General features: G+C 44.3%; 19 protein-coding genes. 13 read left to right on the forward strand and 6 right to left on the reverse strand.

All coding sequences use genetic code 11. The features are described from left to right. Positions 1–239 precede the first annotated feature (239 nt). The 10 genes from ROSEINA2194_RS23840 to ROSEINA2194_RS02540 all read left to right on the forward strand — a co-directional run bounded on the left by ROSEINA2194_RS23840 (position 240) and on the right by ROSEINA2194_RS02540 (position 10178). A complete protein-coding gene (locus ROSEINA2194_RS23840) occupies positions 240–395 on the forward strand; it encodes a branched-chain amino acid permease (azaleucine resistance) (protein ID WP_021923039.1) in 156 nt (51 codons plus the stop codon). Then, positions 350–823, forward strand: a complete 474-nt coding sequence (locus tag ROSEINA2194_RS23845; RefSeq protein WP_081453861.1) for an AzlD domain-containing protein — start codon at positions 350–352, stop codon at positions 821–823. Before ROSEINA2194_RS23840 ends, ROSEINA2194_RS23845 begins: the two co-directional genes overlap by 46 nt. Before the next feature lie 177 nt (positions 824–1000). Beyond that, positions 1001–1801, forward strand: a complete 801-nt coding sequence (locus tag ROSEINA2194_RS02505; RefSeq protein ID WP_044926984.1) for a class I SAM-dependent methyltransferase — start codon at positions 1001–1003, stop codon at positions 1799–1801. A gap of 19 nt (positions 1802–1820) precedes the next feature. Beyond that, positions 1821–2759 (forward strand): acyl-CoA thioester hydrolase/BAAT C-terminal domain-containing protein, encoded by a 939-nt coding sequence (locus tag ROSEINA2194_RS02510; RefSeq protein WP_044926986.1) that lies wholly within the window; start codon positions 1821–1823, stop codon positions 2757–2759. A 94-nt stretch (positions 2760–2853) separates the two neighbouring features. Continuing rightward, positions 2854–3495 (forward strand): class I SAM-dependent methyltransferase, encoded by a 642-nt coding sequence (locus ROSEINA2194_RS02515; protein WP_007883004.1) that lies wholly within the window; start codon positions 2854–2856, stop codon positions 3493–3495. A 12-nt stretch (positions 3496–3507) separates the two neighbouring features. Continuing rightward, positions 3508–4179 carry a hypothetical protein gene (locus ROSEINA2194_RS02520; RefSeq protein WP_007883005.1) on the forward strand — a complete coding sequence of 224 codons (672 nt, stop codon included), beginning with the start codon at positions 3508–3510 and terminating at the stop codon, positions 4177–4179. 159 nt (positions 4180–4338) lie between these two features. Further along, on the forward strand, positions 4339–5643 hold the full coding sequence (locus ROSEINA2194_RS02525) for an MATE family efflux transporter (RefSeq protein WP_021922568.1): 1305 nt from the start codon (positions 4339–4341) through the stop codon (positions 5641–5643). Positions 5644–5948: 305 nt separating this feature from the next. Next, positions 5949–6401: an Hsp20/alpha crystallin family protein gene (locus ROSEINA2194_RS02530; RefSeq protein WP_007883008.1), complete on the forward strand. Its 453-nt coding sequence runs from the start codon at positions 5949–5951 to the stop codon at positions 6399–6401. A gap of 220 nt (positions 6402–6621) precedes the next feature. Next, entirely contained in the window at positions 6622–8502 is a 1881-nt protein-coding gene (locus ROSEINA2194_RS02535; RefSeq protein ID WP_044926992.1) for an ABC transporter ATP-binding protein, read from the forward strand. Continuing rightward, a complete protein-coding gene (locus ROSEINA2194_RS02540) occupies positions 8499–10178 on the forward strand; it encodes an ABC transporter ATP-binding protein (RefSeq protein WP_007883010.1) in 1680 nt (559 codons plus the stop codon). The genes ROSEINA2194_RS02535 and ROSEINA2194_RS02540 overlap by 4 nt, the downstream gene beginning before the upstream one ends. Here ROSEINA2194_RS02540 and ROSEINA2194_RS02545 read toward each other — a convergent pair. Continuing rightward, the gene (locus tag ROSEINA2194_RS02545; protein WP_227970589.1) at positions 10169–10684 is read right to left on the reverse strand and encodes a cytosine permease; all 516 of its coding nucleotides are present in this window, start codon (positions 10682–10684) and stop codon (positions 10169–10171) included. The genes ROSEINA2194_RS02540 and ROSEINA2194_RS02545 overlap by 10 nt on opposite strands. A 29-nt stretch (positions 10685–10713) precedes the next feature. Beyond that, complete coding sequence (locus ROSEINA2194_RS02550; RefSeq protein ID WP_007883012.1) at positions 10714–11628, reverse strand: helix-turn-helix domain-containing protein; 915 nt, start codon at positions 11626–11628, stop codon at positions 10714–10716. Positions 11629–11763: 135 nt separating this feature from the next. Here ROSEINA2194_RS02550 and ROSEINA2194_RS02555 point away from each other — a divergent pair, with 135 nt between their 5' ends. Further along, positions 11764–14598, forward strand: coding sequence for a glycoside hydrolase family 3 protein (locus ROSEINA2194_RS02555; RefSeq protein WP_044926988.1), 2835 nt, complete (start codon positions 11764–11766; stop codon positions 14596–14598). 192 nt (positions 14599–14790) lie between these two features. On the opposite strand, the gene ROSEINA2194_RS02560 is transcribed toward ROSEINA2194_RS02555, so the two are convergent. From ROSEINA2194_RS02560 to araA, 3 genes are all read right to left on the reverse strand, one after another. Continuing rightward, on the reverse strand, positions 14791–16383 hold the full coding sequence (locus ROSEINA2194_RS02560; protein ID WP_007883021.1) for a xylulokinase: 1593 nt from the start codon (positions 16381–16383) through the stop codon (positions 14791–14793). 60 nt (positions 16384–16443) lie between these two features. After that, a complete protein-coding gene (locus tag ROSEINA2194_RS02565; RefSeq protein WP_007883022.1) occupies positions 16444–17139 on the reverse strand; it encodes an L-ribulose-5-phosphate 4-epimerase in 696 nt (231 codons plus the stop codon). Positions 17140–17249: 110 nt separating this feature from the next. Then, positions 17250–18746 (reverse strand): L-arabinose isomerase, encoded by a 1497-nt coding sequence (gene araA / locus ROSEINA2194_RS02570; RefSeq protein ID WP_007883024.1) that lies wholly within the window; start codon positions 18744–18746, stop codon positions 17250–17252. Between the two features lie 220 nt (positions 18747–18966). Between araA and ROSEINA2194_RS22715 the strand changes: the two genes are divergently transcribed. Then, a complete protein-coding gene (locus ROSEINA2194_RS22715; RefSeq protein ID WP_330370238.1) occupies positions 18967–19548 on the forward strand; it encodes a GntR family transcriptional regulator in 582 nt (193 codons plus the stop codon). Beyond that, complete coding sequence (locus ROSEINA2194_RS22720; protein ID WP_007883026.1) at positions 19548–20084, forward strand: substrate-binding domain-containing protein; 537 nt, start codon at positions 19548–19550, stop codon at positions 20082–20084. Before ROSEINA2194_RS22715 ends, ROSEINA2194_RS22720 begins: the two co-directional genes overlap by 1 nt. A gap of 492 nt (positions 20085–20576) precedes the next feature. On the opposite strand, the gene ROSEINA2194_RS02580 is transcribed toward ROSEINA2194_RS22720, so the two are convergent. After that, positions 20577–22553, reverse strand: coding sequence for an ABC transporter ATP-binding protein (locus ROSEINA2194_RS02580; RefSeq protein ID WP_007883028.1), 1977 nt, complete (start codon positions 22551–22553; stop codon positions 20577–20579). Position 22554: the final 1 nt, after the last annotated feature.

Below are 22554 nucleotides of genomic sequence, written 5' to 3' on the forward strand. Positions count from 1 at the left end.
CAAGCGGCAGTTCATACGTTAAACTCCGGTTTTCGATTCAAACTCCTGCACAGCCTTGGCATCAAGGATTGTGGTACACATCGGACAGCGGCATGCATTAATGGAAATCTCACTCTTACACATAGGACAGATTTTTTTTGCGTTAAATTAGAAAAAGTAAAGTATGTCGGTAGGAATTCTATGCGATCGAGTATGGAAAGGCTATTGCGTTACAAACAGGAAAGGAGGAACAAAGTTACATGAAGAAAAAAGCATTCAAGGCAGCATTGCCCTACACATTGCCAATCTGTGTAGGATTCTTATTTTTAGGAATGTCTTATGGATTTCTGATGCGGAGCATGGGATCTCCATGTTGGATAAATATCAAAATGTCGGATGGAAAAAGTTTTATCTGATTTATGGAATGTGTGATGAAACCTTTTCCGTAAATTGTACGACAGAAGTACCAGAGGGTGTGGATAAAGGATGGTTTATGTTTTTTGTGACGCTTTTGAACCAGATTTACTGGGTGGGAGGTGCAACCGCAGGGGCACTGCTTGGCACAATGGTGACACGGTTTCTGTCGTTTTTAATTTTCCCGGAAGGAAAAGAACCACCGGAATTTATCCAATATCTGGGTAAGGTACTGCCTTATGCAGTCATCGGTCTACTGGTCATTTATTGTCTGAAAGATGTACCGGGAAGCGGAACATATGGAATACCGGAATTTTTGGCGATTGCATTTATCGTACTCCTTCACAGATGGAAAAAGAGCATATTGCTCAGTATCGGCGGCGGAACTGTATTTTATATGCTGCTGGTGCAGTTTGTATTTTGCAAGTAACACAATAAAAGTGAGATAAAATCTGGTTGCTAAACCAGATGAAAGTGATATACTGAATGCATAGGGAAAAGAAACCGTGTGGAATTACAGTTTTGTTTTCACACGGTTTTTTATCAGACACTGGTTAGACACAACTAACACAAGCGGCAATGTATTGATATGGAAGCAGGAAAGTACATGAAAGAAAAAGTGAATGTGACAGGTGTGCCGGAAACGATGGTACAGACCTTGTATGCTAGGGCAAAAGAAACAAAAAAGCAAAATGCCAAAATCAAGGATGAGATTGCAGTAGAACTTGTGGAAAAGCTGGACTATGACTTTTCCAAAGCAGATAAGGATAAAGCCATGAGCTGTGGCGTGATCGCGAGAACGATCGTATTAGACCGGATGGTTCGGCAATATCTGGAAAAGCATGAAAATACAGTTGTAATAAATATTGCATGTGGACTGGATACCAGATGCTACCGGATGAAGGAAAAATATCTGAGATGGTACAACGTGGATTTGCCGGAGACTATGAAGATAAGGCGGCAGTTTCTTCCAGAAACAGGTTCGATACATCAGATTGCAAAGTCTGCAATGGATGATTCCTACGTGGACGATATCGATTATCATGGAGAAAATGTTCTGGTCATAATCGAAGGACTTACCATGTATTTGTGTGAGAAGGACATCAGAAAGATATATTCTATTATTGGAAAATCATTTCAGAAAGTAACCGTAATGGTCGAAACCATGTCACCATTTGTTGTGAAACATGTGAAGGAAAAATCCATAGAGGGAAGCAATGCAAAATTCACATGGGGTGTTGAGAACGGAACAGAATTACAAAAGATTGTACCGAATTTTTCTATCCTGCATGAAGTCAGTCTGGTTGAGGGAATGAAAGAACTTATGCCGATTTATCATGTGATAGGAAAGATTCCAATCGTTCGGAATATCTCAAACAAAATAATAGTTTTAGAGAAACGTGTCTGATAATAAGGAGATGATGCAGATGAAAAAAAGACATTTTGATGTGGAAACAGATGGATTTTATGGTGCATATTGGAAATGCAAAACAGGCTCAGGCTGTGCAATGATCGCCATGATCGGAGATGACTCGGAGGATTATCTGGCGCGTACATCTGTGAAATGGCTGCATAAACTCGGTGTGAATGTGATGACGATGTCACCCGGAAAAAAGGATTATGGACATCATAATTATCCGCTGGAACGCATAGAGAAAGCAATCAATTGGTTAAAAGTACACGGTAATCAGAAAATAGGAATTGTCGGGGCATCTACTACAGGAACACTCGCTTTGACTGCCGCTTCTTATTTTGAAGATATTACATTGACGATCGGTCTGACACCGAGTGATTTTATCTGGCAGGGGTTTATGCAGGGCAAAAAAGACGGCTGTAAGGAATGGCCGATCGATGGAGAATCTCTTTTTTCTTACAAAGGAGAACCGCTTCCGTACATGCCATTTTGTTACAAACATCCGGACTACTGGCATGTGATTGAAAAAGAAACAAAACGGACCGGTGATATGATCAATTCAAGAAAACTGTTTGATGATTCGGAAACGGCTCACCCAATCACAGAAGACGAGATGATCAAGATTGAAAAAATCCATGGAACATTATTGCTGATCGGTGCAGAAGATGATGTGTTGTGGGATACTGCAAAATATATCCGTCGAATGAAACAGCGAATGAAAGAACATCCACACACATGCAGACCAGAGTATGTCATTTATGAACATGGAACCCATTTCGTTTTTCCAGAGAGCATGCTAAAGACAATGCTCCCGGTTGGTTCCGGACTTTTTGTGAAACTGGCATTTCAGGCAGCAAGAAAATATCCGGAGGAATGCCGCAGAGCACGCCTTGATATTGACCGCCGGGTGAGAAATGCGGTTGCAGAATGGAAGAGTGCAGAAAGAGACTAACACAAGTTTTGACCGCTTATTTAAAATTGAAAAAGAAGCCAGATTTCTAGGAGAAGATTGATTTATGCTACAGACGTGATCGGAGGAAGAAAGAATGAAAAACGAAGAATACAAAAAATTGTCAATCAGCGAATTTACAAAAGCAGCGGGAAGATATGAAAGCAACCATGCTGGTATTTACGAAATGTGTAAGAAGGATTATCCGGATATTCTGGAAGAATTAGAAAAAGAGCCATTTAAGGATTTATTGGATGCAGGATGCGGACCTGCTCCAATGATTTCTTTATTATCAGAAAAATATCCGGACCGGCATTATACAGGGCTGGATCTGACTCCGGCCATGATCGAACAAGCAAAAAAGAAAAATATTCCAAATGCAACATTTGTTGTGGGAGACTGTGAAAACTTTCCTTTTGAAAACGATTCATTTGACGCAATTATTTGTTCTATGAGTTTCCATCATTATCCGAATCCACAGGCGTTTTTTGACAGTGTGAAGAGATGTCTTCGTCCAAATGGAAGATTGATACTGAGGGATGTGACAAGTGATAATAAAATATTGATATGGCTGATGAATACACTGGAAATGCCTCTGGCAAATATATGTGGGCACGGAGATGTCCGGGTTCCAACAAGAGATGTGGTCATGGAATGCAGCAGAAAAGCAGGACTAAAAGTGGAAAAATTTGAAATCCGTAAAGGTATGAGGATGCATTGCGTTGTGAGAAAAGCCTAAAGGAGACCAACTATGAAATTTTATGAAAGTGGAGATAATCGTAAACCAGTGATATTTTTATTTCCCGGCACCTGCTGTCTGTATAGCAGTTTTGATCATGTACTGGATGGGTTACATTCTTATTTTTACACGGTAACAGTTTCTTATGATGGATTTGATCCAAACGAGAAAACGGAATTTTATTCGATGGAAGATGAATGTGAAAAAATTGAGCAGGAAATCAGGAAAAAGTATGGTGGGAGAATATATCTTGTGGCTAAAATCCAGTCATCCATGGTAGTGCCTTTTATGTATAAAATGGTACATACAGGTACTCTTCCAAAATTTATGCAGAAAAAGCTGGATAAGACAGACGGTGGCAAAAAAGAATTATATAATGGATTTTTAAATATGTTTGGAATCGGTAAGGGAGGAAGTCCATGGATTACGAAACAGAGTATTTATAATCAGTTCTATTCGGATCTGGTTACGAAAGTCCAACATGGAATTGATGTGCCTGGAACAACGATCCATGTGTTTTACGCAACCAAGATGGGTGAAAAATACGAAAAGAGATATTGTACTTATTTCAAAAATCCGGATATCCGGAAGCACAATATGCAGCATGAAGAACTGTTTTGCTGTCATAGTGCAGAGTGGGTGGAAGAAGTAAGAAAAGCAGTGGAATTGCCTGATGAAATATGACGAATTTCATTTTTATCTGGCTTCCAGATTTTTATAACGCAGATATATTTTTTAAAATGAGCAGAATTGTACTTTTTCTGGTTAAAATAGTGCAAGTTTTTCAGGGAAAAATAATATAAAATAGATTGGATAAGTATGAACGGAAAAAGGAGACTTAAGATGAAACAGCTCACAAGACTTTTTATCCCAATCTGTCTGGAAACACTATTTTATATGCTGTCCGGTATGGTTGACACTCTGATGTTATCCGCAGTTGGAGACTATGCAGTCGGGGCAGTGGGAACGGCAAACAGTTATATTGGAATTTTTATCATAATGTTTTCTATCATATCTTCCGGCATGGTTTCGGTCATGACGCAGAATATTGGTGCAGGCAGACCGGGAGTTGCCTATCAGGCAAGGCAGCTTGGATTATTATTTAATGCTGTTGCGGGCGTGCTTATGGCTGTATTTTTATTTTCGGGAGCAGGAGCAATCCTTCGTATGGTAGGAATTGCGGATGCATTGTATGAACCGGCGTTGATTTATCTTAAAATTGTCGGGGGTGGGTGTATATTAAATGCGGTCATTCCTATCTTTTCAAGCTATCTGCGCGCATTCGGATATACAAAGCAGCCATTATATGCCACAATCGTTGGAAATATCGCAAATTTTGTGATGAATGCAGTATTTCTTTTTGTATTGCACAAGGGTGTTGCAGGTGTCGCCACAGCAACTGTGATCTCCAAGATCCTGAACCTGTGTATTGTACTGTATTTTTCACATAAGCTGATCTCTGCAAAAAACAGTACAGAGAGGATCGCAAATAAGACAGTCTTAGGGCAGATCGTGAAAGTCGGACTTCCATCTGCATGTGAGACTGCACTCTATAATGTTGCAATGATGCTTGTCATCCGTTTCCTGAACCAGATGGATGCAGAAGGGCTGAATGTGACAGCCAGATCTTATACGGCAACGATCAGTAATTTTTCCTATTGTGTCGGTGCAGCACTGGCACAGGCAAATGCGATCATGACAGGCTGGCACATCGGTGCTGGGGAACTCGAAGAGTGTGACAGAGGGACAAAGAGGGCAGCATTTGTCGGAGTATGTGTGGCAGTCTGCATGGAGACAGCAATTGTGCTTGGTTCCGGTTTTATTATGCCGCTCTTTACAGACAACCCGGAAATGACTGCGCTGGTCCGCAAGCTGCTGGCAATCGACATTGTACTTGAGATTGGACGCGTGACGAATCTTGTGTTTGGACAAGCCTTAAAAACAAGCGGAGATGCAGTGTTCCCGGCAGTGATTGCAGCCGTTTTCATGTTTGTCTTTGCGGTGGGAGGCACATGGCTGTTTGGAATTTCCATGGGACTTATGGCTGTGGGAGCGTATATTGGTCTTGCAAGCGATGAGTGTGTGCGGGCTGTCGGCATGGTATGGCGCTGGAAAACCGGGAAGTGGAGAACAAAGAAGCTTGTGTGAGCAGGAACAATATCAGCAGAAAACAAAAAATCAGCTTCGGGAGATACATATTTATGAGAATGTAGTCCACTTTCACAAAATCTTCACAAAAAATTAGCACTCTCCTCTTGACAGTGCTAACAAACAGGTGTATAACATAGTCAGAACAAAGGAAGAGAACAAAAGAAGGACAAAGAGATCCGAAAAGGTTTCAAAGAATGAAAGTTCTATGAGTTCTCAGGACATCCTAGTTCCAAAGAAACAAGGTAATAAAGCATGAGATATCCACGAGAAAGCGGATACCGTAGAAAAAGGAGAGATGACTTATGTTGATGCCTAGTATTTTTGGAGAAGATTTATTTGATGATTTGTTTGATTTACCATTTTATGATGACAGTAAGGTTGAGAAGAAATTGTATGGCAGACATGCAAAGAACCTTATGAAAACGGATATCAAGGAAATGGATAACGGCTATGAGCTGATTATTGATTTACCTGGATTCAAGAAAGATGAGATTAAGGTATCGTTAGACAATGGATATTTGTCCATCGCCGCTGCAAAAGGTCTTGACAAAGATGAGCAGGAGAAAGATACCGGCAAGTACATCCGGAGAGAACGCTATGCAGGTTCTTGCGAGCGTAGTTTCTATGTTGGTGATGATATGACAGAGGAAGATATCAAGGGAGAGTTCAAACATGGTATCTTAAAACTGTTTGTTCCGAAGAAGGAAGCAAAACCGGCAGTGCCGGAACGTAAATTCATCGCAATTGAAGGATGATCATTTTGCACAGAAAGTAACCTACAGACCGGAAAGCCTATAGGCATTGGAAAGGAAGGATACATTATGGCAGACAAAAATCCAAAACATATGTTAAAGAAAAAACAGGTAAAAGCAAAAGATAAGAAAAAACATGTTTATGAATAAACAGGCAGGAATGCGAGAGGCATCACACTTTGGTGTGATGCCTTTTCTGCTTTATAGGGAAAAGGAGGACAAAATGAAAGAAAAACAGAAACAGCCAGCATCCTTTCAGCCGGATAGGATTCTGTCCTACTTTAAAGCGGAATGGAAAGTACTTCTGGCGGTGACAATATCCGGTCTGATCTATAATGTAGGACTGCTTGCAGGACCGTGGTTTGAAGGAAAAATGACCGGCTGTCTTGTGGACATTTTAAGAGGTGCCGGACAGTTTGGCGATATGCTGATTCTTGTGTTAAGCTATGTGGCAGTGATCGTGATCGTGCAGAGTTCGAGATATATCAAGCGTTTTTATGTCCGCCGTTTTGCCAATAATGTAAACCGCAGGATGAAGGAAATCCTCTATGGAAGCCTTGTCAGAAAAAGCAGGGCGAGTCTTAAGGAAGAGGGCGAAGGCAATGTCATAACGAAAGCAATCCTCGACGTTGATGACTGTGTGGAGGGAATGCGGAAATTTACGACGGAAATTTTTGATACAGGTGTGGCGCTCGCAGCCTATGCCGGAATGCTTTTGTGGTATGATTGGCGGCTGGCGCTCTTATGTATGCTGTTTCCGCCAATCTCTTACATGACCGCAGAAAAAATGAAAAAAATGATCCAGAGAACCGGGGCTGCCTACAAGGAACAGTCCGGCGCGCTGAGCGCAGCGACGTTAGACCGGGCAGAAAATGCAATCACATACCGTGTTTTCGGGCGTGAAAAAGAAAGACAGAATGCATATGAAGAAAATTTGTCTGCGTATGAAAAATCAGCCGTGAGAGCAAACATCTGGAACACGGCAATGCCACCGGTGTATCGCGTCATCTCCATGGCAGGTGTGCTGTTCATTTTGTATTTCGGACAGAAAAATGTATTGGGAACCGGCTGGCGTGCATGGGGCATTGCGGCGTTTACCACATTTTTGTCGTGCTTTGTGAAACTTTCCGTGAAGTCGTCAAGCGCTGCGAAGCTGTTCAATGCGGTACATAAAGCACAGGTTTCATGGAACCGTATCAAACCACTTCTGACACGAAAAGATGAGAGAACTGCGATCGAAGATCAGACAGCAGAAAATCATGCCAGGGAGTGTAAGGAAAAAAACGACACAGTCCCAGCAGGCAAAACAGAGACAACAGTGCAAAAAATACAGATCAGTCATCTGAATTTTGCTTATTCGGATGGAAAGAAAATTTTAGACGACATTTGTCTTTCCGCAGAAAAAGGACAGATCATCGGTATTACCGGGGCGGTCGCATGTGGCAAGTCAACGCTTGGAAAAGTATTTTTGTGTGAATATCCTTATGAGGGACAGATTCTTGTGGACGGCACAGATTTGCAGGCTATGGACGAGGCAGACCGCACGAAACGGATCGGTTATCTCGGACATGATCCGGAGTTGTTTTTTGACAGTGTGGAAAATAATATTTTGCTCGGTGAGAAAAAAGAGGCAGACGATTACTTAAAGGCAGTGTGCATGGAACAGGAAGTTGCAGAGATGGAGGATGGAAAACAGACCGCGGTTGGAAATGGCGGAGTGCGTCTCTCCGGCGGTCAGGCAAAGCGTCTCGCACTTGCAAGGACACTCTGCCACAAAAAGCCGGTTCTGATTCTGGATGATCCTTTTTCGGCATTGGACAAAAACACGGAAAAACAGATTTTTGCCAATTTGAAACAGCAGACGAAAGACAATATTGTATTCTTAATTTCTCACCGTTTATATCTGTTCCCGCAGATGGATCAGGTCATTTGGATGGAAGATGGAAAGGCGGTGGCCGGTACACATGAAGAAATTCTGGAAAAGATACCGGAGTACCGCAGTCTGTATGAGACACAGAGCGATGAAAGAGAGAATGCGAAAGTGGAAACGGAAAATAGAAAAACAGTTTCTGAACATACAGAGGAAAGGAGGAGTGACAGATGAGACAGAAAAGACAGGTAAAAAGTGTGATCCTGGAAACAATCAAAAAACAGAAAATGCTGTCTGCCGGAATCCTGACCGCAGTGATCGGAGCAGTTGTGGCAGCGCTGATTCCGCCGCTGATCCTTGCAAAAATCATTGATACAGTGACAGCTGGTAATGAGGCGGCGTTTTCTGTGATCCTTCTCTATTTTGTCCTGCTCGCACTTACCGGAATATTGGAAGCTGCGAGGGAAGGACTCCTGACGGTGTTTGGACAGAAAATCACACATGCACTAAGAAGCAGCCTGATGGATAAATTTGTAAGTCTGACGGCAGACAGCGTGAATAAGCAGGAGCCGGGAACACTGGTGTCACGGTTTGTCGGGGATGTTGACACGGTGGAAAATCTGTTTACCTCCGGGATTATCAGTATGTTTGCGGATGTATGTAAGATTATCAGTATCCTTGTCGTGATCTGGTTTCAAAACCGTGGACTGACGCTGGTATTGCTGGTGTTGCTGCCGTTTTTATTCTGGTTTACCAGACATGTCCAGAAAAATATGCTGGCGGCGCAGATTGAAAACCGAAAGGCTGTCGGACGGGCATCCGGTCATGTGCCGGAGACGCTTCACAATATCCGCACAATCCATTGTCTTGCAAAGGAAGCATACATGGAAGAGCGTTACGACACTTATATCGGGGAGAGTTATGCAGCGATGGAGCGCACCAATTTTTATGATGCGGTTTACTCCCCGGTGATACTGATATTGAATGCGGTGGTTGTCGCAGTTGTCATGCTGCTTTCCGCGTCCGGAAACCACACGGTACTGACCTTCTTTGGAATGTCTGCCGGAACTGCGGTTGCGGTCATCAACTATATCTCACAGATATTCTCCCCGGTGGAGAGCCTCGGAATGGAGATTCAGACGATTCAGTCTGCGATTGCCGGAATCCACAGGATCAATGAATTTTTTGCACTTGAGGAGAAGCAGATAGTGGAAAAAGACAGCGAGACAGTAGCAGAAGAATGCGTGGAACAGATGGCTGGGGGACACTCAGAAAATAAAACAGCAGATGTTCCGTTTGTCGAGTTTCGGGATGTGACCTTCGGTTATGATGAACATGTCGTTTTAGGCCATTTGAATTTAAAGGTTATGGACGCGGAGCAGGTAACACTCGCAGGACGAACCGGGGCAGGAAAAAGTACGATTTTAAAACTTCTCTTAGGACTTTACGAACCGCAGGGCGGAGAGGTTTTGATTCACGGAAGACCGGCAGCGGCAGTCCGGGAGGAAGAGAAACGGAAAATGTTCGGCTATGTAGAACAGACCTTCCACATGGTTCCGGGAACGGTGCGCGATCAGATCACGCTGTATGATGAAACCATTCCGGCAGACCGTGTAAAAGCAGTGGCAGAGCTGACCGGGTTAGACGATGTGATAGAAAGCTCTGAAAACGGATATGACACGAAATGCACGCCGGAGTTATTCTCGCAGGGACAGTGGCAGCTCTTATCCATTGCAAGAGCCGCAGTGGCGGAACCACAAATGCTGCTGTTTGATGAGATCACGGCGAATCTGGATGCAGAGACGGAAAAGGCAGTGTTACTGGCGTTAAAGCGTGTAGCGAAAGACCGCACTGTCATTTCCATCTCACACAGAACTTCAGCAGAATTAGGACGTATTATTTATCTCTGATTTTTCTTCACAAAATATCCAATCAGGTAGCAGACGACAGCAACCACCATGCCATTGATAGAGGAAATCCCCCAGTTTAATACATTTAACCAGTTACAGAAGTTATAGTATAACCAGACGGATAAAATCGTTCCAATGATACCGGAGATCAGTACCATAGGTTTTTTCTTCTGATGGAAGATATTAGCAAGTCCGAGTCCGGCGGTATATAAGGCATTGTCGTTTGTAGTCCAGATATTCAGACCAAGGACAAGCAGTGCCATATAAAACAGGTTCAGACGGATCATAACCTCAAAAATATCGTTACCACCTACAAGAATGTAGGAGATCGCACCAAAGAAAAACATCAATGAGTTACCGATAAAGAAAGCAACTACAGTGGCAACGGTTCCGATTGTCGCATTTTTTGCGAATCGGGTAAAGTTTGGAGTTGCAGTACCACCGGATACAAAAGAGCCGATGACAAGTCCGGCACCGCCGATCACCGTTAAGGAACCACTGGACACTGCCAACTATTATAGCTTGTGTTGCGTGGTTATGCAATGAAATCTTTCTGTCCCTGGCGCATTTGTTTCTGGTATTGTTTGGGAGAAACATGCAGGTATTTGGTAAACTGTTTGATAAAGTAACTTGTGGTACAGAAACCGACCGCAGATGCAATCTCCGTCACGTTCTGGGTAGTGGAGACTAACAGCTTTTCCGCTTCCCGGATGCGGATCTCATTCAGGTAATCACTGAAATTCATATGCAAAAGCCGGTTGAAACTTCTGGAAAAATAGCTGTAGCTCAAATTACAGAGTTTTGCCATTTCCGCTGCACTGATAGATTTTTCATAATTGGTGATCATGTAGGTCAGGGCTGGGGAGAGCTGCTGTTTTAACTGCTGGTTTTCAAAATCTTCGAGAAGCGGTTCTTCGCCATTTGCATGCCAGTAGCGCAGCAGCCAAAGAAAAATACCGCCAATGTGATTTTTGATTGCAAGCTCGTAGCCGTATTGTTTTTCCTCAGATTCCCGGATAATCTCGTTCATAAGTCCGGGGATGGCAGAGTGTTTTGCATTTAATATGGAAGAAGAAATTACTTTTTCATAAATGCTGTTTTCGGTGATAAATGGAAGCAGATATTTTAACTCAAAGTGGCTCTGCGTCATGCCGTCGTAAATGAGTTCCGGGAGAAAACGGACCACGATATAAGAGCCGCCCTCTGATGAGAGCGCGTCGATCTGGTGCACTTCCCTGGAATTGATCAGTACAAAATCCCCTGCCGCAAATTCGTGGTAAATTCCGTTTAAATAAATACGAAAATGACCGGAAAGTGCATAGAGCATTTCAATATAATAATGAAAATGAGCGAAAAATACATTGCCCGGTTTCTCTGCTTTTTCAATATGACAGAGATACTGGCAGGCGATGCCGTCAATATATTGTTTTCTTTCCTCCGGATAATCCATAGAAAACCTCCAATGACAAAATTGTTATATTTTTGAATAGAAAAATTATAGCATGGAAGAGAAGATTTTACTAGAATATGTGATGTGAAAGAAAACATTTTAAAATAAAAATAGAAACGTATTTGGAGGAAGCAGATGAGTATGAGTTCAATCGGAGTACCATTGGAAGGATTTGGAGTATATTGCAGGGCGGCAGCCGCAGAGGGAGCCGTTTTATTGAAAAATGAAGGTCACATGTTCCCGTTGAAAAAAGAAGAGATGGTGTCTGTGTTTGGAAGATGCCAGTTTGAAACTTACCGCAGCGGAACTGGTTCCGGCGGAGCTGTCAACGTGCCTTATGCGGTGAATATTTATGATGGAATGAGAGAGAGCGGCAGCTTTACTTTGAATGAGGAGCTGGCAGACATTTACAGAGCGTGGTTAAAAGACCACCCGTTTGACAACGGCGGTGGCGGCTGGGCAGCAGAGCCGTGGCACCAGAAAGAGATGGTGATCACAGAGGAGATTGCGGCAGCCGCAGCAGAAAAATCAGAGAAAGCGATTTTTATTATCGGACGTACTGCAGGCGAAGATAAGGATTATGCAAATGAGGGGGGCAGTTACCTTCTAACGCCGGAAGAACTTGAAAATCTGAAGGTTCTGACAGCGCATTTTGAACAGGTCGCAGTGCTTTTGAACGTGTCGAATATCATAGACATGAGCTGGCTTAAGAATCCTGTATACAAGGATCATATCCGTTCCGTGCTCTATATCTGGCAGGGCGGCATGGTGAGTGGAAATGCAGTTGCGGATGTTTTGAGTGGAAAAGTGTCTCCAAGTGGAAAACTGACGGACACGATCGCATGTTCACTGGCAGATTATCCGGCGGCGAACGATTTCGGAGGCACTGTGCGCAATTTTTACACCGAAGATATCTATGTGGGATACCGCTATTTTGAGACATTCTGCCCGGAAAAAGTCATGTATGAGTTCGGTTTTGGACTTTCTTATTCGAAGTTTGACATTGAAATTTTAAAAGCGGAGACGGTTACAGAAGAATCCAAAGTCGGAGGTGCCTTGGGCAGTCACGGAGTATCGATTGATAATGGAACATGTGCAGGAAAAGAAGTGCAGATTACCATCTGTGTGAAAAATACAGGAGACTGCAGGGGAAAAGAGGTCGTACAGGTCTATGTGGAGGCACCGCAGGGAAAACTTGGAAAACCGGCGAGAGAATTAAAAGCATTTGCAAAGACAAAGGAGCTGGCTCCGGGAGAAAAACAGGAAATGACACTGCACATTCCGGTAAAAAATCTTGCTTCATATGATGATTCCGGTGTGACAGGCCACAAGTCCTGCTATGTATCAGAGGCAGGTGCTTATGTATTCCATGTGGGAAATAGTGTGCGGAATACGAAAATCGCAGATGTCGATGGAAAAGGAGCATATATCGTAAAAGAGCTTTGTGTGACGGAAGCCCTGCAGGAAGCACTCGCACCGACAGAAGCATTTGAGCGCATCTGTCCGGGACAGAGCCGGGAGGATGGAAGCTATCAGCAGGAAAAGGAGGCAGTGCCGCAGCAGACCATCCGGTTACAGGAACGGATTGAGGCGCATTTGCCGGAGCAGCTTGCAATCACCGGAGACAAAGGAATCCGTTTTTCGGATGTTGCAGAGGGAAAAGCAGATTTGGATACATTTATTGCGCAATTGACCAAAGAGGAACTTGCCACGATCGTGCGCGGGGAAGGAATGAGCAGCCCGAAAGTAACACCGGGTACGGCATCCACATTTGGAGGTGTCAGCGACCGCCTGTATGAATATGGAATCCCAGCTGCCTGCTGTGCAGACGGACCTTCCGGTATCCGTATGGAGAGCGGATTGAAGGCAACACAGCTTCCAATCGGAACACTGCTTGCATGTTCGTTTAACATTCCAATGATGGAAGAACTTTATGTGATGGAAGGAAAAGAGCTGGTTGCAAACGAAGTGGACACTCTGCTCGGACCTGGAATTAATATCCACCGCTATCCGTTGAACGGACGCAATTTTGAGTATTTCAGTGAAGATCCTTATGTGACCGGATGTTTTGCGGCAGCAGTGACAAGGGGAATCAAAAAAGGCGGCTCTTTTGCAACGGTGAAGCATTTTGCGGCGAACAACCAGGAGACGGCAAGACATACAGTAGATTCTGTTGTGTCAGAGCGTGCACTGCGTGAGATTTATCTGAAAGGATTTGAGATTGCAGTCAAAGAAGGGGAAGCCTCCTCTATTATGACATCTTATAATCCAATCAATGGACACTGGACATCGTCCAATTATGATTTAAATACCACGATCTTAAGAGGAGAGTGGGGGTATGAAGGCATTGTCATGACCGACTGGTGGGCAAGTGTCAATGATGTTGTAAAAGGTGGTAAGCAGGATCATCATGCACTTTCTTCAATGGTGCGCTCCCAGAACGACCTTTACATGGTCGTCAACAATAACGGTGCGGAGATCAATGCCATGGGCGATGATATTTTGGAGGCACTGGACAATGGAAAGCTGACCATTGGGGAGTTGCAGCGCTCTGCAAAAAATATCTGTCGGTTTATTTTAAATGCTCCGGTTATGAAACGTCCGTTAAGACCGTTGGAGGAAGTGAAGGCATATGAGCCGTTGCAGGGGGCTGGATCAGAAGGGGCAAATGGGGAAAGCGATATAAGCATTGTTCCGGAAGATAAAGTGTCACAGAAGATTTATGTAAACCAGTCTGGTGTATACAATGTTGTTGTAAAATTTATTTCTCCGCAGTCCAATCTGGCACAGGCAGCCGCAAACCTCTATCTCAACGATGAATTATTCTTCACATTGCAGACGAGCGGCACGGAAGGCAGACCGAACACGCAGAAGATTTGCCGTGTGGAATTAAAACAGGGATACTACGAGATCAAAACAGAGGTTGTGAAACCGAAGCTTGAGATGGAGTGGGTGGAGATTCGGAAATAATCAGAGGGTACCGTTCACCAGGCAGTAAAACACTTGCTGTTTTGCTGTGTAAGAAAATGGATTTTATGATAGTATCCGTTATGTTACTCATAAGAAAGTAACTCGTGAGTTACCTTCTTATGAGTATATTTTTTAGAGAGAAGTTCTATAGATGAGTCTGATTTTTCGATTGTGTTTGTGAACATTCTGTTTCTACATATTTTCTATCGCAGCACGTTCAATGGAAAGTCCTTTTGTATAGCGTTTCATAAAAGCTTCAAAGCCTTCCACATCTTTTGGATCAGGAGCAACTTTGGTTCCGGTATTGCCCTTGAAAACATGATCGGTAAGATAAGAATCCAGCGTTTCGCCGTCTTTTTTGTGAACCATATAGGAGGCGAGAAGTGCCATGCCCCATGCGCCGCCTTCCCCGGCAGTTTCCATGACGGAAACCGGTGTGTTTAAAGCGGCGGCAAGGATGTTCTGCCCTACGCCTTTGGTTTTGAAAAGTCCGCCGTGTCCGAAGATTTCGTCAATTTTTACCCCTTCTTCTTTGATCAGGATGTCCAGACCTGTTTTTAAAACGGCAAGGGAGGCATACAGGTTGGTGCGCATAAAGTTGGCAAGTGTAAACGCGCTGTCCGGTGTTCTCACGAACAGTGGACATCCTTCTTCAAAGCCTGTGATATGCTCGCCGGAAAAATAGTTATAGGCTAACAGACCGCCGCAGTCCACGTCCCCTTCCATTGCTTTGTGGTAGAGTGTGCCATACAGATCATTCAGGGAAATATCGATTCCGGCAGCCTTGGCAAATTCATGGAAGAGATTTACCCAGGCATTTAAGTCAGAAGTACAGTTGTTGCAGTGTGCCATTGCAACCAGATTTCCGGTAGGGGTTGTCACAAGGTCAATCTCATCATGGACTTCTTTTAAATCCTGCTCCAGAATCACCATTCCAAACACAGAAGTTCCGGCGGAAACGTTACCGGTGCGGACAGCGACACTGTTTGTGGCAGTCATTCCGGTTCCGGCATCGCCCTCGGCAGGTGCAATCGGAACGCCGGCTTTTAAGCTGCCGGAGACGTCTAATTTTCTTGCACCCTCCTCGGTCAGATAGCCTGCAATCTCTCCTGCAAGGGCAGTTTTTGGAAGCAGCTCTCTCAAATGGAAATTATAGCCCATAGAGGCGGCTTTCTCCTCAAACTGATTGATCATATTCTGGTTGTAATCTTTTGTCTGGATGTCGATCGGGAACATACCGGAGGCTTCTCCGATACCGATCACTTTTTCACCGGTCATCTGCCAGTTGATGTATCCCGCTAAAGTGAGCAGGGAATCTATTTTTGTAAGGTGCGGTTCCTTTTTCAACATTGCCTGATAGAGATGTGCAATGCTAAAGCGCTGTGGGATGTGATAGTGGAACAGTGCAGTCAGTTCTTCGGAAGCTTCTCCGGTGATCGTGTTTCGCCAGGTGCGGAACGGGACGAGCAGGGTGCCTTCTTTATCAAATGCCATGTAGCCGTGCATCATCGCAGAAAAACCGAGGGAGGTAAGGTTTGTGATCGTACAGCCGTATTTTCCTTTTACATCTGTTAAAAGGCTGCTGTAGCAGTCTCTTAAACCGTCCCAGACCGCGTTCAGACTGTAAGTCCAGATGCCGTCGACAAGCTGATTCTCCCAGTCATGATTGCCTTGTGCGATCGGTTCGTTGTCTGGCCCGATCAATACCCCCTTGATCCGGGTAGAACCAAATTCGATACCGAGGATTGCTTTTCCGCTCTCAATATATTCTTTATAGTTTGCCATAGATTTCTCCTTTTTCTGATAGCAGTTCTGCCCGCTGTTGTGTCGGGCAGGGAAAATATGCTAAATTTGTCCGTAATAAGCATTTTCACCGTGTTTTCGGTAAAAATGTTTGTCGCGGATACAATTCGGTGCAGGTTTTACTTTTGGATTGATCAGTTCGGTTTTGGTTGCCATTTTTGCAACTTCTTCTAAGACAACAGCATTGTGTACTGCCTCGGCTGCGTCTTTTCCCCATGCAAAAGGACCGTGGTTGGAGCATAAAACGCCCGGTGTATGCATTGGGTTAATGCCGCGCGTCTCAAAGGTTTCGATGATGACGACACCGGTATTTTTCTCGTAGGCGGAATTGATCTCTTCCGGTGTGAGATTTCTGGCACACGGAATCGGTCCGTAAAAATAGTCTGCGTGGGTTGTTCCGTAAAGAGGAATGTCACGTCCTGCCTGCGCCCATGAAGTTGCCTCCGGGGAGTGGGTGTGTACGACACCGCCGATTTCCGGGTATTTTTGGTAGAGCTCGATATGGGTTGGGGTGTCGGAGCTTGGTTTGTAAGTTCCCTCGATTTTATTTCCGTCAAGATCCATGACAACCATATCGTCCGGTGTCAGCACGTCATAGTCAACGCCGCTTGGCTTGATGACAAAGTAACCTGTTTCGCGGTCAATGCCGCTGACATTTCCCCAGGTGTAGGTGATAAGTCCACGGCGCGGAAGTTCCATATTGGCTTCATAGACCTGTTTTTTTAGTTCTTCTAACATGTGTTTATCTCCGTTCTGATATATATATTGTTACATTGATTATATTTTAGGTAAATTTAATCTGCAACATCAGCCAGGAAAATCTATGATTTTTCTGGCTGGTATTTGTTCTAGCGGTAAACAATTTCGCCGAGTGCAAGGTCACGTTTGAAGTCGCGGATTTTTGTATCTTTGTCAATGTAAACAGCTTCGATTCCCATAGCTTCTGCCCAGTCACCCATCTGCTCAGCAGTCAGGTCATAAGTAAATGCAGTGTGGTGTGCGCCGCCAGCAAGAATCCATGCTTCTGCACCTGTGCGGAGGTCAGGCTGTGGAAGCCAGAAATTGGTAGCGGTTGGTAATTTTGGCATTGGTTTTTCGGTTTTTTTGCAGTCTACATCGTTGATGATGAGACGGAAACGGTTGCCGAGGTCGATCAGGGAAGTTGCGATACCGTGTCCCTCTTTGGAGGTAAATACAAGTCTTGCAGGATCTTCTCTGTCGCCCATGGAAAGAGGCTGGCATTTAATGCTGATCGGACCGTCTGCAATAGAAGGACAGATTTCAAGCATGTGAGCCTCTAAGATGCCTTCTTTTCCCGGTACAAGATTGTAAGTGTAATCCTCCAACATGGAAGTTCCTTTTGCGTCTTTCATTCCGGCAGTCATAAGCTTCATCAGACGAACCATCGCTGCAACTTTCCAGTCACCTTCGGCACCGAAGCCGTAGCCTTTTTCCATTAACCGCTGGATCGCAAGACCAGGAAGCTGCTTTAATGCGCCGAGGTCACCAAAGTGTGTGACGATCGCCTGATAATTTTTTTCTTCCAGAAAACGCTCAAAGCCTAATTCAATCTGAGCCTGGACAGCCACGTGACGTTTGAATTCTGCAGGGTCTCTGCCCTCAAGTAAAATTTCGTATTTGTCGTAATATTCGTCTACTAATTCATTGGTATCAGATTCCGAAACAGCAGCGACAGATTCTGCAATCTCATTGACCGGATAAGCGTCTACTTCCCAGCCAAATTTTAACTGGGCTTCTACTTTGTCGCCCTCGGTGACGGCTACGTTTCTCATGTTGTCAGCAACACGCATGACACGGATGTGGCTGCTCTCGATGATACCGATTGCGGTGCGCTGCCATGCGGCAATTTTTTCCTGAACGTCTTTCTCAGACCAGTGGCCGACAACGACTTTTCTTGGGATTTTCATACGTGTCACGATATGTCCGTACTCGCGGTCGCCGTGAGCGGCCTGATTTTCGTTCATGAAGTCCATGTCGATGGTGTCATATGGAATCTCCACGTTGTACTGTGTATGTAAATGAAGTAATGGTTTTCGTAATTCCTGTAAACCTAAGATCCAGGATTTGGCAGGGGAGAAAGTATGCATCCAGGTGATGACACCGGCACATTCCTCATCGATATTGGCCTCGTTGAATGTTTTGCGGATCAGTTCATTGGTGATCAGAGTTGGTTTCCATACCACTTCATAAGGCAAAACGCCGGAAGCATTTAAAGCGGCTACGATTTCTTTTGAGTGGGCTGCAACATGTGCAAGGCATTCATCCCCATATAAATCCTGTGAACCTGTGCAGAACCAAAACTTATAATTTTTCTGTAATTTCATCTTTCTTCTCCTCGTCTGATAAATTGTGAATGTTTATGTAATATACATCCTGCTGTTTTAGTGTATAACTTGTATATAGATGTGTACAAGTTGTTTTTTGATCTATTTAATCAGAAATAAAAAAGGCGTAAAATCAGCATTTTATATAAAAATAAGTTGTATGATTTTGCTTTACAAACGATACAAGTTGTGCCATGCTGTTTTTATGGAAGCATCAAAAGTGAAAGATATAAAGGAAAAAGAGATAGGAGATACGATGAAAGAGCCGAAATTTTCACGTTTAAAAGAAGATATCAAAGCAAAGATCGTCCACAGCGAGTGGAAGGCAGGGGATAAAATTCCTTCGGAAAACATGTTTGCAGCGCAGTATCATATCAGCAGGCAGACGGTGCGGAAAGCGATCGGGGAACTGACGGAAGAAGGATATCTCTATGCAGAGCATGGCAGAGGAACGTTTGTGTCAGAGCGGACGATCCACACGCGGACATCCAAAAATATCGCGGTGGTGACGACGTATCTGTCCGATTATATTTTTCCGAGGCTGATTCAGGGAATCGAGCAGGTGCTCACTGCAAATGGATACAGTATTATGTTAAAGACGACGAGAAACTCAAGAGCTGCGGAGGCGCGGTGCATGGAGGAGCTGTTGTCAAAGGATATTGACGGACTCATCATCGAGCCGAGCAAAACCCAGATCTCCTGCAGGCATACAAGTCTTTACGACCAGATGGATGAGTATGGAATCCCCTATGTGTTTATTCAGGGATATTTTGAGCAGATGAAGAAAAACCTTACGTGCTGATGGATGACATGAAAGGCGGATACCTGATCACAAAATATCTGATCGAACTCGGACATAAAAATATTCACGGTATTTTTAAAGCAGATGATGTGCAGGGACAGGCGAGACATAAAGGGTATGTGAGGGCGCTGCAGGAGGCAGGGATGTTGTACGATCCGGATTCGGTGACGTGGTTTTACACCGAGGACCGGGAAGTGAAACCGCGGGAGACGATCAGTGGCGCGATTCAGGCAGAGACACCGATGGATGCGGTGGTCTGCTACAACGATCAGGTTGCGGTGGAGGTCATCCGCACGCTGCGTGAATTTGGCAAAAAAGTACCACGCGACGTCTCTGTCACAGGGTTTGACAATTCGCTGCTCGCAAAAAATAATCACATCCCGATCACGACCATTTCCCATCCGCAGGATAAGCTTGGCAGTATGGCGGCAGAACTTTTGCTCCGGCTCATCCTAGGCGAAGAACTCACCGAGCAGGAACTTCATATCCGCGTGGAACCGGAAATTGTAGTGCGGGATTCTACATGGAAGCGATAGCAGCTCAATTTTTGAGGGAGTGTAGATATGTCCGCCCCGGGAGCATGAACATCCGAGCCGGCATAAAAAACGTTGTGAAAATTGCGTAAATTTGTCAATGCTGCTTTTAAGCTTAAAGTTTGTGTACATTCCCAAATGGACTGTCGCGAAAGATTGTACGCCTATGAAATTCTTTCTGCTCATGAATCTAGCGTAAGTAAATACAGCCTCCCAGCATTGGTTATTCAGTGCAAAAATCAAATGTAAACGAATGATTTTTGCACTGTCTTCTGCTGGGAGGCTGTATTTACTTACACACGATTCAATCGCGAAGAAAGAATTTCATAGACGCACAATCTTTTGTGACTGTCCATTTGTTGAATGAACACAGACAATCAAAGAAGCTTAAAAGCAGCATTGACAAATTAGCAATTTGATACCGTTTTTTATGCTGGTTCGGATGTTCATGCTCCCGGGGCGGACATATAAACTGTCGTTACAAAAATTGAACTGCTACGCTTCCACAAGCTGCAGGTCGTACAATTTCCGGTACAGTCCGTTCTGGGCGAGAAGTTCCTGATGGGTGCCGGCTTCCTTGATCTGTCCCTGATGCATGACAATGATCTTGTCGGCATGCTGGATCGTGGAAAGTCTGTGTGCAACCATAATCGTAGTTCTGCCCTCCATGAGTTTTGCCAGAGCACTTGTGATAAGTGCCTCGGTCTCCGTGTCAATGTTGGCAGTTGCCTCGTCTAAGACAAGGATGGTCGGATCATAAGCTAAGGTTCTTGCAAAGGAGAGTAACTGTCTTTGTCCGGCGGATAAGGTGCTTCCACGCTCTGTGACAGGGGCATCATAGCCGCCCGGCATTTTTTCGATAAAGGAATCCGCGTGCACGATCTCTGCGGCACGTTTCACGTCCTCAATGGAAATATTCTCATTGTCCAGTGAAATATTGCTCTTAATATCCCCGGTAAAAATAAATACATCCTGCTGTACCTGCCCGATCGCGGCGCGCAGCACATCAGTGTCGATGGCTTTGATGTTGACGCCGTCGATCAAAATCTCACCTTTCTGGATGTCAAAGTATCGTCCAATCAGATTTAAGATGGAAGATTTTCCAGCTCCGGTAGCACCGACAAATGCAACTTTTTCGCCCGGTTCGATGACGAAACTGATGTCTTTTAAAATATAATCGTCCTTCTCGTAGGCGAACCATACATGACGGAATTCGATGCGCCCTTTGATGTTGACTTCCACCGGGTGCGCTGGTTTTACAATATCCGGTTTCTCGTCTAAAATGGAGAAAATTTTTCCGGCGGAGGCGAGAGAGGACTGCAAGGTACCAAACTGTTCTGCAAGCTCCTGGATCGGATCAAAAAATGAGGAAATATAGGTGATAAAAATAAACAGTGTTCCGAGCGAGAGCGTCTGGTTTAACACTCCGGCACTTCCGGTTCCGATCACAAGCATCATGGCAAACACGGACACCAGATAAATGGACGGACGGAAAATCGCAAATGTCATAACCTCACGCCAGTTTGCCTTGTATAAATCTTCGGATTTCTTTTCAAACTGTGCATATTTTTCTTCTTCCCTCGCAAAAATCTGGATGAGCTTCATGCCAGAGAGGTGCTCCGATAAAAATGTGTTTAAGTCGGTAATGCGGTTTCGGGTAAGCTCGTATGCCTTCCTTGACATAAAGCGGAAAAAGAAGGTCAGCACTGTGACAAGCGGCAGCAGTGCAAAGGATACGAGAGCCATTTTGACATTAATGGAGAGCATGACAACGGCATATCCGATAATTTTTACAATGTTTTTAAATAGTTTTACCAAAATGGTGGAGAAAAGTTCATTGACCGCTTCGGTGTCGTTGGAGACACGGGTGACAAGTTTTCCCACAGGCGTATTGTTGAAAAAGTTTAACGATAAGCTGTGAATGTGGGTAAAGACCTCCTCACGCATCTGGTAAATGATCTCCTGTCCCATTTTCTGCAGGATCCAGGTGTCTAATGCGTTTAAGACAAATCCGGTGAGCAGAAGCAGCAGGTAGAGAGCAGCAGCTTTTAAAATGCCGGTAAAATCATAATGCCGCAAATTTTTTAAGTCGTCCCTTGTAAGAAGTACTGCATTTTGGTTTACATAAGATGAAAGCGTGGCGGAATCTGCATTTTTTAATGCATCACATTCTTCGGATGAAAGATTTTTTGCCATATAATAGTCATTATTATATAGAAGAATCTGATCGTAAATCTGTCCGTCTGCCGTCTCAAAATCTCTCGTCAGATAAGTGTCATGGTAAGGAACAGCACCCGGCGCATCCGCAGTGGTTTCGATGTACGGTGCGTAATAGCCGTTGATATAATCATCGATCGCATCACCGATGACGATCGGGCGGTAAAGTTCTACCACGATGATAAAGAGGACGAGGACTGTCGCAGCAGTCATAACCCATTTGTGCGGTTTTAAATAGGCAAGTAAACGTTTCATA

Source organism: Roseburia inulinivorans DSM 16841, from assembly GCF_000174195.1.
Lineage (GTDB): Bacteria > Bacillota > Clostridia > Lachnospirales > Lachnospiraceae > Roseburia > Roseburia inulinivorans.

Bases quoted from the DNA above. Each gene is read 5' to 3' on its own strand.
- ROSEINA2194_RS02505 (WP_044926984.1), top strand. From the start codon at position 1,001: ATGAAAGAAAAAGTGAATGTGACAGGTGTGCCGGAAACGATGGTACAG.
- ROSEINA2194_RS02520 (WP_007883005.1), top strand. From the start codon at position 3,508: ATGAAATTTTATGAAAGTGGAGATAATCGTAAACCAGTGATATTTTTA.
- araA (WP_007883024.1), bottom strand. From the start codon at position 18,746: ATGAAATTACAGAAAAATTATAAGTTTTGGTTCTGCACAGGTTCACAG.
- ROSEINA2194_RS02540 (WP_007883010.1), top strand. From the start codon at position 8,499: ATGAGACAGAAAAGACAGGTAAAAAGTGTGATCCTGGAAACAATCAAA.
- ROSEINA2194_RS23840 (WP_021923039.1), top strand. From the start codon at position 240: ATGAAGAAAAAAGCATTCAAGGCAGCATTGCCCTACACATTGCCAATC.
- ROSEINA2194_RS02535 (WP_044926992.1), top strand. From the start codon at position 6,622: ATGAAAGAAAAACAGAAACAGCCAGCATCCTTTCAGCCGGATAGGATT.
- ROSEINA2194_RS22720 (WP_007883026.1), top strand. From the start codon at position 19,548: ATGGATGACATGAAAGGCGGATACCTGATCACAAAATATCTGATCGAA.
- ROSEINA2194_RS23845 (WP_081453861.1), top strand. From the start codon at position 350: ATGTTGGATAAATATCAAAATGTCGGATGGAAAAAGTTTTATCTGATT.
- ROSEINA2194_RS02530 (WP_007883008.1), top strand. From the start codon at position 5,949: ATGTTGATGCCTAGTATTTTTGGAGAAGATTTATTTGATGATTTGTTT.
- ROSEINA2194_RS02515 (WP_007883004.1), top strand. From the start codon at position 2,854: ATGAAAAACGAAGAATACAAAAAATTGTCAATCAGCGAATTTACAAAA.
- ROSEINA2194_RS02565 (WP_007883022.1), bottom strand. From the start codon at position 17,139: ATGTTAGAAGAACTAAAAAAACAGGTCTATGAAGCCAATATGGAACTT.
- ROSEINA2194_RS02560 (WP_007883021.1), bottom strand. From the start codon at position 16,383: ATGGCAAACTATAAAGAATATATTGAGAGCGGAAAAGCAATCCTCGGT.
- ROSEINA2194_RS02525 (WP_021922568.1), top strand. From the start codon at position 4,339: ATGAAACAGCTCACAAGACTTTTTATCCCAATCTGTCTGGAAACACTA.
- ROSEINA2194_RS02550 (WP_007883012.1), bottom strand. From the start codon at position 11,628: ATGGATTATCCGGAGGAAAGAAAACAATATATTGACGGCATCGCCTGC.
- ROSEINA2194_RS02555 (WP_044926988.1), top strand. From the start codon at position 11,764: ATGAGTATGAGTTCAATCGGAGTACCATTGGAAGGATTTGGAGTATAT.
- ROSEINA2194_RS02580 (WP_007883028.1), bottom strand. From the start codon at position 22,553: ATGAAACGTTTACTTGCCTATTTAAAACCGCACAAATGGGTTATGACT.
- ROSEINA2194_RS02510 (WP_044926986.1), top strand. From the start codon at position 1,821: ATGAAAAAAAGACATTTTGATGTGGAAACAGATGGATTTTATGGTGCA.